Raw genomic sequence first — 12,891 nt, 5'->3', positions numbered from 1 at the left:
GTTAAGAAATTGTGATGTGGAAAAGTTGAGCCAAAATCTGCCCCCTTTTGCAGGGCATCGTCCTAACTTAACGGTGACTTACAACCTGCCATTCATAAAAAATAAAACTTACAAGTATGAGCATCACAGTTTACAATGCTGTTCCAATGGTTTTAAATGATGACGGGCATGAACATCGGTTTACATTAAGATTAAGTCCCTCAACTGATAGCTTCAGGCTTGAATGCGGCACAATCAGGAGAAGTATTTTTATTGGGAAACGAGTGTTCAGCAAGTTGTTTCAGCTTATAAGGAATGAGTACGGTATTACAATAGGACGTATCCATTATAATGATGAGCAGATGCTGAATGGTTCTGCAACTACAGAAGAACATGAGCAGTTTAAATTTGCCATTCATGAGGGAAACACAATAGAAGTAATGCTTGAAGATGAAGCAGCACCACAACATAAACTCGTAGCATCTATTCCTTTAAATTATTCAAATGCTGTTGAAAAATCAGCCCAGCTCAAAGCATTGATTCCCTCTGTGTTAGCAGCATTGATATTTACAAAGGAATTGCAGGCTGCCGTATAAAAACATTTGTTAGCTAAAAACATTTGGCTGATTGAGCCATTTGTTACTAAATTTGCGCCAGTTCTTTATTTCACTTATCAAGAAAGGCAGAGGGTAATGGCCCGATGAAGCCTTGACAACCTCTCTCTTATTTTCTTTCAGTGTACGGAGGATAATGAAGAGAAAAGGTGCCAATTCCATCCCGGACAGTAATGTCAGGGCCAGATAAGTCAGATTCCAAGCTTTTAGCAAAACTTATATATACTAAAGCTCATCTGATTCTATCGGGTGAGCTTTTTTGTTTTACAACCGATCAGCTCCTCATTCCTCTATTGATTTGTGTATACAGAACCTTGTAACATCATTGTTCAGCACAATTGTAAAAAGATGAAACAAACAATCGTTTTTCAAAGCATTGACAAAACTTTTACATTTAAGCACTTGCTTAACCGGGTAAACCCAACTACATTTGTAGGGTATTTGAAAAATATGCTCAACAACAACAATAAGCCAATCTTAGCAACTGTATCTATGCAGTGCTGCTGTTGTATGATTTGCTGTATGCCGTAAGGCATACCTATTCATTTCCGATCCCCCGACGGGAAGGTTCACACTCTTTTTCTCACTACATAATTTCAATTAAATAACCTTTCATTCATTACAATCATGAGTAACAAACTTCATTTTGAAACATTGCAATTGCATGCAGGTCAGCAAATCGATCCAACTACAAAATCACGTGCTGTACCAATTTATCAAACAACTTCCTATGGCTTTGATAACAGTGAACATGCTGCTAATTTATTTGGCTTAAGAGCATTCGGAAATATCTATACCCGTATCATGAATCCAACCAGTGATGTGTTTGAACAACGCATCGCAGCACTGGAAGGCGGTGTAGCTGCATTGGCAGTGGGCAGCGGACAGGCTGCACAGTTTATTGCACTGAACAATATTCTGCAGGCAGGTGATAATTTTATTTCTACTTCCTATTTATATGGCGGAACCTACAACCAGTTCAAAGTAGCTTTCAAACGTCTTGGTGTTGAAGCACGCTTTGCCGATGGTGATGATGCAGAAAGTTTTGTAAAGCATATCGACAAGAATACAAAAGCGATCTATTTAGAAACCATTGGTAATCCCCGCTTAAATATTCCTGACTTTAAAAAATTTGCCGATCTGGCGAAGGAATATGATCTGCCATTAATCGTTGACAATCCATTTGGAGCCGGTGGTTATTTGTTCCACCCAATTGAACAAGGATCAAATATTGTTGTTGAAAGTGCAACAAAATGGATCGGTGGTCATGGTACAACTATTGGTGGTGTAATTGTTGATGGTGGTAACTATAACTGGGGTAACGGAAAGTTTCCGCAGTTTACAGAACCAAGTGAAGGTTATCATGGATTGAAATTCTGGGATATTTTTGGTGAAGGCAATCCTTTGGGTTTACCAAATATTGCATTCATTATCCGTGCAAGGGTAGAAGGTTTGAGAGATTTTGGTTCTGCTCAAAGCCCGTTCAATTCATTCCTGTTGTTACAGGGGCTTGAAACACTTTCGCTTCGTGTTGAACGTCATGTACAGAATGCATTGGCATTGGCACAATGGCTGGAAACACATCCATCTGTTGAGTTTGTATTGTATCCGGGATTGAAAAGCAATCCTTATCATGAACTGGCGAAGAAATATTTAACCAATGGATTTGGTGGCGTATTACAGGTAGGTATTAAAGGCGGAAGAGCAAATGCTGAGAAGTTTATCAATTCATTGAAACTGATCAGTCACCTGGCAAATGTGGGTGATGCAAAAACATTGGCCATTCATCCGGCAAGCACTACACATGAACAGTTAAGCGAAACTGAACAGATAGCATCAGGAGTAGATCCAAACTTAGTACGCATCAGTGTGGGTATTGAGCATATTGATGATATTAAAGCAGATATTGAACAGGCTTTCCAGGCAGTATTTGAAAAAGAATTAGTAGGATAAAGAGCAGTTGACCAGCGCAGGTACATGAATGTGTCTGCGTTGTGTCACACTCTTGTACGCTTTGTTTTTAATTCAGCTGATAAAGATTCAAAAGACGATAACAGTAAATGTCAACAGAAATATTTTCATATAATAAACCATTCAGGTTAGAATCGGGTGCACTGCTCAATGAATATCATTTAGCCTATACGACATTGGGTAAGCTGAATGAATCAAAAAGCAATGTGGTTTGGATTTTTCATGCATTAACGGCCAACAGTGATCCCTCAGAATGGTGGACTGGTTTGGTAGGTGAAGGAAAGTTATTTGATCCTGCTAAATATTTTATTGTATGTGTCAACATGCCTGGCAGCGCATATGGTAGTATTGGTCCATTTGATAAAAATCCTTTAACCGGTGACCCTTATTATCATGAGTTTCCCTGGTTCACTACAAGAGATATGATTCGTGCTTATGATCCATTACGCAAATCTTTGGGCATCGAAAAAATATTTCTTGGTATTGGCGGCAGCATGGGTGGTCAGCAATTACTGGAGTGGGCTATTGAAGAACCGCAATTGTTTGAACATATTGTACCAATCGCAACCAATGCTTTTCATTCTGCATGGGGAATTGCTTTCAATTCATCACAACGTTTGGCTATTGAAGCAGATCAAACATGGAAAAATAAAGCAGATGATGCAGGCAGTGAAGGATTGATTGCAGCAAGAAGCATTGCATTACTTTCTTACCGTCATTACGATGCTTATGGCATCAGCCAGATTGAAGAAAGTAATGATGAGCTGGAAAACTTCAAGAGTGAATCTTATCAGCGTTACCAGGGCGAAAAATTAGTGAAGCGGTATAATGCATTCAGTTATTATTTTCTTAGTAAAGGAATGGACGCTCATAATGTTGGCCGCAGCCGTTCTTCTATTGAACTGGCATTAAAAGAAATTACTGCCAGAACACTGGTGATCGGTATCAGCAATGATATTTTATTTCCTGTTAGCGAACAGCAGTTTCTTGCCAATACAATCAGCGGGGCAAATTTTAAAACTATCGAATCATTTTATGGTCATGATGGCTTTTTTGCTGAGTATGACCAAATCACAAAAGCAATCAACTCTTTTCTGCAGCAAACTCAAAAGGGCAATTAAATAAACAATTAACAAATTAAGTATGTCATCAGATAAACAGTTAGTCATTGGGTTATTTGGATTTGGAGTGGTAGGGGAAGGTTTGTATAAAGTATTGCAGCAAACCCCTTCGCTGAATGCAAAGATTAAAAAAGTTTGTATTAAGAATCCTGAAAAGAAAAGAAATGCCCCGGATGAATTATTTACAACCGATAAGAATGTGTTGCTAAATGATACAGAGATCAATGTAATTGTAGAAGTGATCAATGAAAGTGAATCGGCTTTTCACATTGTTTCAACAGCATTAAAGAATGGTAAAGAAGTGGTGAGTGCCAGCAAGAAGATGATTGCAGAACATTTACCTGAATTATTACAGTTGCAAATTGATACAGGTCTTTCCTTCCTGTACGAAGCATCAGCCTGTGCATCTATCCCCGTTATCCGTAACCTCGAAGAATATTATGATAATGATCTGTTACATGGCATCAGGGGAATTGTAAATGGCAGTACCAATTATATTCTCACTAAAATGTTTGAAGAGAAGCTTGATTTCAAACAGGCATTGTTACAGGCTCAGCAATTAGGTTTTGCAGAAGCAGATCCTACGCTGGATGTGGATGGCTGGGATGCAGTAAACAAATGGGTAATCCTGCTATTACATGCTTATGGTATCGTTTCAAAACCAACAGGGATTTTATTTACGGGTATTCAGAATATACAGGGAACTGATGCTTCCGTAGGCCGTGAAAAGAATTTTGAAATTCGTTTGGTAGGACAGGCAAAAAAGTTACAGAATGGAAAAGTGGCTGCATTTGTATTACCTCAGTTTGTAAAACATGATGATCATTTGTCATTTGTAAAGAATGAGTACAATGGTGCAGTGGTTGAAAGTTCTTTTTCTGATAAGCAATTCTTTTACGGTAAGGGAGCAGGCTCATTCCCCACAGCATCTGCTGTACTGAGTGATATCTCCGCTTTACGTTATGATTATAAGTATGAGTATAAGAAATTATACTATCATCAGCCAAATGAATTGACAACTGATTTCTATCTCAAAGTATATGTTAGCTTTGATGACTGGAACTTTGTTCCGAAAGAGCGTTTTGAATGGATTGAAGAGTGGCATGCAGAAAGCGACCGTAAGTATCTGATTGGCGTATTACCTGCAACAGAATTGCTTAATAATAACTGGTGGAGAGAAAACGGCACATCGCTTATTTTAACTCCCGAACCAATTATTGAAGATGTGGAGATCAGGAAATTAAAAAAGAAAAGCCTTGAACTGGCTGGATTAAATCTCAACTGAAAATGAGTCAACAGGCAATTATAACGGAACTGGAAAACCTGCTGAAGGATCAAAGTCCAGAAGCAGGTCTTCGATTGTTGAATCAACGATTCGAAGGAAGTATTGTGTTCTCTACAAGTTTTGGCTTAGAAGATCAGGCTATCAGTCACCTGATCTTCAGTGAGCACCTGCCCATTGAAGTCTTTACGCTTGATACGGGCAGAATGTTTACTGAAACCTACAGTACATGGAGGCAAACGCTGGAATCTTATCAGCATCCCATCAAAGCCTATTATCCAAATGCGGAGGCAATTCAGGATTTTGTAACTGAAAAAGGGCCGAATTCATTTTATGAATCGGTTGAAAACAGGAAGGGATGTTGTTTTATCCGTAAGGTTGAGCCATTGCAAAGGGCTCTGAAAGGGAAGCAAATCTGGATTACAGGGTTAAGGGCTGAACAAAGTCCCAACCGACAGAATGTGCCTCAACTGGAGTGGGATGAAGCCAACCAGGTGATTAAATTTCACCCCATACTTCACTGGACATGGGCAGAACTGAATGAATTCATTCAGAAAAATCATGTTCCTTATAATTCACTGCACGACAAAGGATTTGTCAGCATTGGTTGTGCCCCCTGCACAAGAGCCATCAGGCCGGACGAAGATTTCAGGGCCGGTCGCTGGTGGTGGGAAGACAGCAGCAAAAAGGAATGCGGACTGCATGAACATGCAGAAATTGAAGAAGGAAAAAAATCCTGACGGCGGTCAGCAATCGTTTGCGTATTTATCAACAGATGTTAGGAGATTTTAGTGTTTATTTGCATATAAAGTCTACGTATCAGGTGGACTTTAAAGAAACAAGAATATGAGTCAATATAAGTTAAATTACCTGGAGCAGTTGGAAGCGGAAAGTATTCACATTTTCCGTGAAGTTGCGGCACAGTTTGAAAGACCCGCTTTATTATTCAGCGGAGGCAAGGATTCCATTACACTTGTGCATTTAGCAAGAAAAGCATTTGCACCCGGAAAGATTCCTTTTCCTTTAGTGCATATTGATACAGGTCATAATTTTCCTGAAGCATTGGCATTCCGTGACTGGATGGCAAATGACGTAGGCGCAACTTTGGTTGTAAGAAAAGTAGAAGATACAATCAAAGAGAGAAGCCTTACCGAGCCAAAAGGAAAATTTCCAAGCCGCAACTGGTTACAGACATACACATTGTTAGATACTATTGAAGAATTCAAGTTTGATTGCTGCATTGGCGGTGCAAGAAGAGATGAAGAAAAGGCAAGAGCTAAGGAGCGGATTTTTTCTGTAAGAGATGAGTTTGGTCAGTGGAACCCAAAGTTGCAAAGACCTGAATTGTGGAGCATTTATAACGGACGTATACAGAAAGGCGAAAATGTTCGTGTGTTCCCGATCAGCAACTGGACTGAACTGGATATCTGGAATTATATCCGTACAGAAAAAATTGATCTTCCTTCAATCTATTTTTCACATGACAGGGAAGTGATTGAACATGAAGGTCAGCTGGTGGCAATGAGTGAACATGTACAACTTTCTGAAGGCGATAAAGTAGTAACAAAGAGAGTTCGTTATCGCACAGTTGGCGATATGACCTGCACCGCTGCAGTTGAATCAAATGCATCAACGCTTGAAGAAGTGGTGAATGAAATTATCGCTACCAAGATCAGTGAACGGGGCGAAACAAGAATAGACGATAAAGTAACAGAAGCAGCAATGGAAGACAGAAAAAAGAACGGCTACTTCTAATAATTTTTAAACAGACTTAATTCTAATAATAATGGATTTGTTGAGATTTATAACAGCAGGCAGTGTGGATGATGGGAAAAGCACTTTGATCGGTCGTTTACTGTACGACAGTAAAAACATCCTGATCGATCAACTGGAAGCATTGGAAAAATCAACCAAGAACAGAACAGACGAAGTGGCGAAACAACTTGGATTAAAAGATGTTACCTATATTCCTATCAGTGCATTGAACGGAGATAATATTGTTGACAGATCTCAGTTGATTACCTGGTATGATGGAAAACCTTTGCTCGAATTTTTGGAAGAGGTTGAAATCAACAATGATGTGAATTTAACGGATGCACGTTTCCAGGTGCAGTTAGTGATTCGTCCTCAAACAGAAGAATTACACGATTACCGTGGTTATGCAGGCGAGGTGATCAGTGGAATTTATAAGAAAGGCGACAAAGTAACTGTATTGCCTGCAGGCATCGAAACAACCATCAGTCATTTACAGGCTGGAGGAAAAGAAGTAGATGAAGTATTTGCACCACAGAGTGTAACCATACAACTGGCTGATGATATTGATATCAGCCGTGGCGATTCAATTGTAAAATCAGATAATCTTCCTAAGGTGAGTAATGAATTCGAAGTATTGCTTTGCTGGATGGATGAGAAACCATTGATTGCCGGCAATAAGTATTACCTGCAGCATAACAGCCGTCTCGTAAGAGCTATTGTAAAAGAGGTGGAGTATAAGTTAGATGTGAACAGCCTGCAGCGCCAGCCTGTTGAAGGAAATGTAAAGCTGAATGAAGTAGTGAAAGCAACCATTAAAACAGCATCGCCGGTTGTGTATGATGGCGATGAAACGCTTAATGCAAACGGAAGCGCCATTTTGATTGAGGAAGCCAGCAACAGTACTGTCGCAGCTGTGCTGTTCAAGTAATTAATTTTTTTTACGCATAATTCCTACCCAGTGGGTAGACTAAATAAACATGAAACAATCAACCAAAGGGAAAGTTATACTGGCGGGAGCTGGTCCGGGTGATGCGGAACTGATTACCGTGAAGCTGCAAAAGCGGTTGGCTGAAGCAGATGTCATTATTGTTGACCGTTTGGTGAATCCGGAAATCATTGATGAACATGCAGCAAAAGATGCACTGATTGTACTTGCCGGTAAGCAGGGATACAATGAAGCATCTCTATTGCAGGAAGATGTTACTGCTTTAATTCTTGAGTATGCATTAAATGGAAAAACAGTTGTCCGGTTAAAAGGAGGCGATGTTGCTTTCTTCAGTAATGTGCTTGATGAATTAAGGGCTTTGCATGAGAATCAAATTCCATTTGAAATTATTCCCGGTATTACAGCTGCATCAGGCGCTTCTGCTTATGCAGGTATTCCATTAACTGCAAGGGACTACTCACAGGCTGTGCAGTTTATTACATTCAACCCAAATAGTTTTTACAGTACTGAAAAGTGGAAGGCATTGGCTAATACCAATGACACACTGGTGTTTTATATGGCCGCAAAAAATATTACTGACTTGACTGAATTGTTGTTGCGCTTTTCACGCCAGCCACTAACGCCACTTGCTGTTATCGAACAGGCTACAACAAGTCATCAGCAAGTTCATATTACAACACTGAAAGAATGTGCAGCTGATTTTGCCAGAAAGCAATTCAGTTCGCCATCCTTAATCATTGTTGGTGATGTTGTCAAACTGCACCAGGATTTTAAATGGTTTGCCGGAAACGAAGCCGGGTCTGTTTTCAAAAAATTATAAACTGCAAAAAGATAAATATGATTGGTGAGGCGAGATTAAAGGAACTGCATGAATTTCTGAATGGCTATTCAAAGGAAGAGCTGGTTTGGATCAATGGCTATTTGAGCGGAATTGTTTCGAATGGTTTAACCAATGGTTCTTCCAATAGCAATGGACATGAGATAAAATCTGCAGCAACTAAAAAAATCAGTCTTGCTTTTGGTACTGAAACAGGCAATTCAAAAAAACTCGCCACACAGTTAGCTGCAGCGGCAAAGAAAAGAGGAGTAAATGCAAAGTTGATTGGACTGGATCAGTATCGCCTGAATGATCTTTCAAAAGAAGAATATTTTTTTGTTGTAATCAGTACACAAGGCGAAGGCGAACCTCCTGCACCGGCTAAAAAGTTTTATGATCATATACATGATAATGAGTTGTCATTGCCCAATTTAAAATTCAGTGTATTAGCACTGGGCGATTCATCCTATCCCATGTTTTGTAAAACTGGAGAGGATCTGGATCTGCAATTTGAAAAATTCGGTGCAAAGCGGGTTGTTCCGTTGCGTAAATGTGATGTTGATTATGAAGAAGAGGCAATGGAATGGTTTGGGAATGTTTTAAATGTAATCGAAAATCAAGCAGTTGAAAAAGCGGCTGTTCCTCAGCAACAGCCTGTTAAAAAGGCAACTGGGAAAAAATATTACCGGGGTAGTGTTCTTGCAAATATTAATCTGAACGATCGTGGTTCAAACAAAGCAACCTATCATATTGAAATAGGATGTGATGAAGCCATTGAATATGAACCCGGCGATACAATCGGTATTGTTCCGCAAAACAGGAAAGAAGTTGTTGAAAAAATAATCTCTCTAACTGGTATTGAGGCTAATAAAGTAATTCAAACTGCAAAAGTATCAGCTCCAGTTTCAGAGTTGCTCACACAGCATCTCAATATCTGTTACCTGCTTTCATCAACAGTAAAAAAGTATGCAGCAATTATACAACAGGAAATTCCTGATACAAGAATGGACCTTGTTGATCTGCTTCGTATCTACCCGGTGAAAGACGCTGCACAGTTTGAAGAAGTAGTGAAAATATTAATGCCGATTGCACCAAGATTATATTCTGTATCATCTTCTCCTGCAGCACATGGAGAAAATGAAGTGCATATCACAGTGGCCAGAATTCAGTTTCTTGCAGAAGATGAGCAGCGTTTTGGTTTGTGCAGTGAGTTTCTCGGTGATCTTCCTGTTAATTCAGTAATTACTTTTTATGTACATAAGGATAAGAATTTTAAATTGCCTGCTGCTGAGAAAGATGTGATCATGATTGGCCCGGGTACAGGTGTGGCTCCATTCCGTGCTTTTCTTGCAGAAAGGGATGCAACAGGTGCAACTGGTAGAAACTGGTTTTTCTTTGGTGAACAGAAGTTCACAACAGATTTTTTATACCAGACAGAAATACAGAATTATGTGCAGACAGGTGTGCTTACAAAAATTGATCTTGCTTTTTCAAGAGATCAGCAGGAGAAGATTTATGTACAGCACCGTATGCAACAAAAAGCAGAAGAGCTGTACAACTGGATCAGCAATGGAGCTTCGGTGTTTGTAAGCGGAACAAAAGACCCCATGAGTAAAGATGTAGAAAACACATTGCTGCAGATCATTGTGGAAAAAGGACAGAAATCAAACGAAGAAGCAAAACAATACCTGGAACTGCTGAAGAAAGAGGGCAGGTATGAAAAAGATGTTTATTAAAAGAGATCAATTCAGCCATGAGCGAAAAAAATAATTTATCAGCTGTTGAACGTATCAAAACATCAAGCGATGGTTTGAGAGGAACTTTGAAGGAAAGCCTGGATGAAGCTCTGACAGGTGCTTTATATGAAGATGATCAGTCTCTGATCAAGTTTCATGGATTATATCAGCAGGATGACCGTGACAGGAGAGAAGAACGCAGTGCAAAAAAATTAGAATGGCTGTATTCGTTCATGATACGTCTGCGTCTACCCGGTGGTTTTTTAACGCCTGAACAATGGATTGGTCTGCATCATGTTGCCGGTGAACATTCAACAGGTACAATTAAAATCACAACAAGACAAACGGTACAACTGCATGGTATTTTAAAGTCAGAGATCAAGCCAACCATTCAGTCTTTTAATACATTGCATCTTGATTCTATTGCTGCTTGTGGTGATGTAAACAGGAATGTGACCTGCAGTGCACACCCGAAAGAATCTGCAATACATGAAGAAGTGTTTCAATATGCAGACAAGATCAGTGTAATGGCTTTGCCAAAAACAAGAGCTTATTATCAAATATGGCTGGATGAAGAACAGATAGCAGATAAGAACGAAGAAGATCCTTTATACCAGGATCGTTACCTGCCAAGAAAATTCAAAGTAGGAATTGCGATTCCTCCCAATAATGATATTGATGTATTAACCAATGATGTTGGTTTAATAGCAATTATCGAGAACAATCAATTAAAGGGTTTCAATATAGCTGCAGGTGGTGGATTAAGCTCTACACATGGTAATTTGAATACATATGCAAGACTTGCCACTGTTCTTGGGTTTGTTAGTACAGAAAATGTATTGAAAGCAGTTTATGAAGTAATGACCATTCAACGGGATCATGGAAACAGAAGTGACAGGAAGCTTGCAAGGTTAAAATATACCATTGATAAATTCGGTGCGGATGCATTCAGAACTGAACTGGAAAAACGTTGCGGCTTTCAATTGGAAGAAGCAAAGCCATACACTTTTACCGATCGCAAAGATCATTACGGCTGGAAACAGAATCATGAAGGCAAATGGTATTACTCAGTCTTTATTGAAAATGGAAGAGTGCTGGATGATGAAAAGATTGCATTAAAAACAGCTTTGCTTGAAATTGCAAAAACAGGGAAAGCAAATTTCCGGTTTACAGGTAACCAGAACCTGATACTGGCAGATATTGCAGAACCAGATAAAGCAGCTGTTGAAGAGTTGCTTATTAAGTTTGGAGTGATTGCACATACTGATCATGCAGGCGCATTACGCAAAAATGCAATGGCCTGTGTTGCATTTAACACCTGTCCGCTGGCACTTGCTGAAGCACAACGCTATCTTCCTTCTTTGATTGATAAAATAGAACCATTGTTGGAGAAACACTCTCTGCAGAATGAAGAAATTATTTTACGTATGACAGGTTGCCCCAATGGTTGCGGAAGATCACCGGCAGCTGAAATTGGTTTTGTAGGAACTGCTTACGGACAATACAATTTACATATTGGTGGTGATAGAGTTGGGGAACGTTTAAATGCAAAGTATAAAGACAGCCTAAACGAAGAACAGATATTAAATACACTGGACGAATTATTTAAAGCGTATAAAACTGAACAGAAAGCCGGTGAAACCTTTGGTGATTTTTCAAATCGAAAATGGATAATAACTGAACCTGAAAAAAAATTACAGGCGCAATAATTTATTCTGGTTTACTTGAAATTTCTGTCAGCTTTTTTTTATTGAGGATAGCAATTGTTTTACCGGAAAGCTTTACCAACTTCTCTTCTGCTAATTCATTTAATATTCTGAATACTGTTTCGTAAGTAGCTCCGGTATAAGAAGCAAGGTCCTGCTTTGTTAGGGTAAGATCAATCTCGCCATCTTGCTTTACCCCAAATTTTTCGTGCAGTGTTAATAAAGCAAGAGCAACACGTCCCTTCACCGGCATATGGGCGAGGTTACGCATTTTACGTTCAGACACTTTTAATTCTTCTGCAAAGAACATCATTAGCTGAAACAAAAAGTCCTGGTTTACTTTCAAAGAGGATATAAAGAAATCAATTTCAATAAAACATACAACAGAAGGTTCAATAGCAGTTGCTGAAACAGGGTAATAAATATCATTCCCAAGACCCCTGTGACCAACAATGTCACCTTTTTAGCAAAGCGTACAATCAGTTCTTTTTCTCCCCACTGCTTATGCACTTTTACTGCACCTTCATATACAAAGTATACTCCCGTAACCTTTTCACCCTCCTGAATAAATGTCTGGCCTTTGCTTATCTGCAATGTTTGCCTGTTTAAATCGATGGCTGGCAGCCACTCTTTTAAACAGAGTCTACAAAAGGAACAACTTTTAAGGTCGCAGGGTTTTTTGGTTTTCTTCATATGTGCTATAATAATATATGATAAACTTCGGGTAATGTTGTTTCCTAACTTTTAATGCATAAACTCCCATTCTTTACAACATTACTTATGTAACATATTCGTAAACAGTGTTGTTCGCAAATCTATTAAGAATCATACATGCAAATGAATCTTTCTTTGAATATCCATAAAAGCTTTAAAGGCATGAGCATAAGAGTCAATTACAAATATTAAAAATAAATCTATGTAAAATATTTTTTAAAGTTGATGAAATATTTGAAAAAATAGTTAA

The 12,891-nt window shown here is 39.0% G+C and carries 10 protein-coding genes, 1 pseudogene and 1 riboswitch; of the genes and pseudogenes, 10 read left to right on the top strand and 1 reads right to left on the bottom strand.

The window, feature by feature from the left end:
- The first annotated feature begins 116 nt into the window (after positions 1-116).
- The 10 genes from IPK31_21000 to IPK31_20955 all read left to right on the top strand — a co-directional run bounded on the left by IPK31_21000 (position 117) and on the right by IPK31_20955 (position 11,930).
- Complete coding sequence (locus tag IPK31_21000; protein MBK8090181.1) at positions 117-575, top strand: hypothetical protein; 459 nt, start codon at positions 117-119, stop codon at positions 573-575.
- Positions 576-646: 71 nt separating this feature from the next.
- A riboswitch (SAM riboswitch) is annotated at positions 647-786 on the top strand.
- Between the two features lie 434 nt (positions 787-1,220).
- Positions 1,221-2,546, top strand: a complete 1,326-nt coding sequence (locus IPK31_20995; protein MBK8090180.1) for an O-acetylhomoserine aminocarboxypropyltransferase/cysteine synthase — start codon at positions 1,221-1,223, stop codon at positions 2,544-2,546.
- Between the two features lie 107 nt (positions 2,547-2,653).
- The gene (metX, locus tag IPK31_20990; protein MBK8090179.1) at positions 2,654-3,685 is read left to right on the top strand and encodes a homoserine O-acetyltransferase; all 1,032 of its coding nucleotides are present in this window, start codon (positions 2,654-2,656) and stop codon (positions 3,683-3,685) included.
- A gap of 22 nt (positions 3,686-3,707) precedes the next feature.
- Positions 3,708-4,970, top strand: coding sequence for a homoserine dehydrogenase (locus tag IPK31_20985; protein MBK8090178.1), 1,263 nt, complete (start codon positions 3,708-3,710; stop codon positions 4,968-4,970).
- 2 nt (positions 4,971-4,972) lie between these two features.
- Positions 4,973-5,707 carry a phosphoadenylyl-sulfate reductase gene (locus IPK31_20980; GenBank protein ID MBK8090177.1) on the top strand — a complete coding sequence of 245 codons (735 nt, stop codon included), beginning with the start codon at positions 4,973-4,975 and terminating at the stop codon, positions 5,705-5,707.
- 106 nt (positions 5,708-5,813) lie between these two features.
- Positions 5,814-6,722, top strand: coding sequence for a sulfate adenylyltransferase subunit CysD (gene cysD, locus IPK31_20975; GenBank protein ID MBK8090176.1), 909 nt, complete (start codon positions 5,814-5,816; stop codon positions 6,720-6,722).
- Between the two features lie 31 nt (positions 6,723-6,753).
- A complete protein-coding gene (locus IPK31_20970) occupies positions 6,754-7,650 on the top strand; it encodes a hypothetical protein (protein ID MBK8090175.1) in 897 nt (298 codons plus the stop codon).
- Between the two features lie 49 nt (positions 7,651-7,699).
- Complete coding sequence (gene cobA / locus IPK31_20965; protein ID MBK8090174.1) at positions 7,700-8,488, top strand: uroporphyrinogen-III C-methyltransferase; 789 nt, start codon at positions 7,700-7,702, stop codon at positions 8,486-8,488.
- A gap of 17 nt (positions 8,489-8,505) precedes the next feature.
- Positions 8,506-10,221: a flavodoxin domain-containing protein gene (locus IPK31_20960; GenBank protein ID MBK8090173.1), complete on the top strand. Its 1,716-nt coding sequence runs from the start codon at positions 8,506-8,508 to the stop codon at positions 10,219-10,221.
- 17 nt (positions 10,222-10,238) lie between these two features.
- Positions 10,239-11,930 (top strand): NADPH-dependent assimilatory sulfite reductase hemoprotein subunit, encoded by a 1,692-nt coding sequence (locus IPK31_20955; protein ID MBK8090172.1) that lies wholly within the window; start codon positions 10,239-10,241, stop codon positions 11,928-11,930.
- Between the two features lies 1 nt (position 11,931).
- On the opposite strand, the pseudogene IPK31_20950 reads toward IPK31_20955, so the two are convergent.
- Positions 11,932-12,620: pseudogene (locus IPK31_20950) on the bottom strand (Crp/Fnr family transcriptional regulator).
- Between the last annotated feature and the right edge of the window lie 271 nt (positions 12,621-12,891).

The organism is Chitinophagaceae bacterium (assembly GCA_016713085.1).
GTDB lineage: Bacteria > Bacteroidota > Bacteroidia > Chitinophagales > Chitinophagaceae > Lacibacter.
This window is presented reverse-complemented; position numbering and strand designations above follow the sequence as displayed.

Bases quoted from the DNA above. Each gene is read 5' to 3' on its own strand.
- IPK31_21000 (MBK8090181.1), top strand. From the start codon at position 117: ATGAGCATCACAGTTTACAATGCTGTTCCAATGGTTTTAAATGATGAC.
- IPK31_20995 (MBK8090180.1), top strand. From the start codon at position 1,221: ATGAGTAACAAACTTCATTTTGAAACATTGCAATTGCATGCAGGTCAG.
- metX (MBK8090179.1), top strand. From the start codon at position 2,654: ATGTCAACAGAAATATTTTCATATAATAAACCATTCAGGTTAGAATCG.
- IPK31_20985 (MBK8090178.1), top strand. From the start codon at position 3,708: ATGTCATCAGATAAACAGTTAGTCATTGGGTTATTTGGATTTGGAGTG.
- IPK31_20980 (MBK8090177.1), top strand. From the start codon at position 4,973: ATGAGTCAACAGGCAATTATAACGGAACTGGAAAACCTGCTGAAGGAT.
- cysD (MBK8090176.1), top strand. From the start codon at position 5,814: ATGAGTCAATATAAGTTAAATTACCTGGAGCAGTTGGAAGCGGAAAGT.
- IPK31_20970 (MBK8090175.1), top strand. From the start codon at position 6,754: ATGGATTTGTTGAGATTTATAACAGCAGGCAGTGTGGATGATGGGAAA.
- cobA (MBK8090174.1), top strand. From the start codon at position 7,700: ATGAAACAATCAACCAAAGGGAAAGTTATACTGGCGGGAGCTGGTCCG.
- IPK31_20960 (MBK8090173.1), top strand. From the start codon at position 8,506: ATGATTGGTGAGGCGAGATTAAAGGAACTGCATGAATTTCTGAATGGC.
- IPK31_20955 (MBK8090172.1), top strand. From the start codon at position 10,239: ATGAGCGAAAAAAATAATTTATCAGCTGTTGAACGTATCAAAACATCA.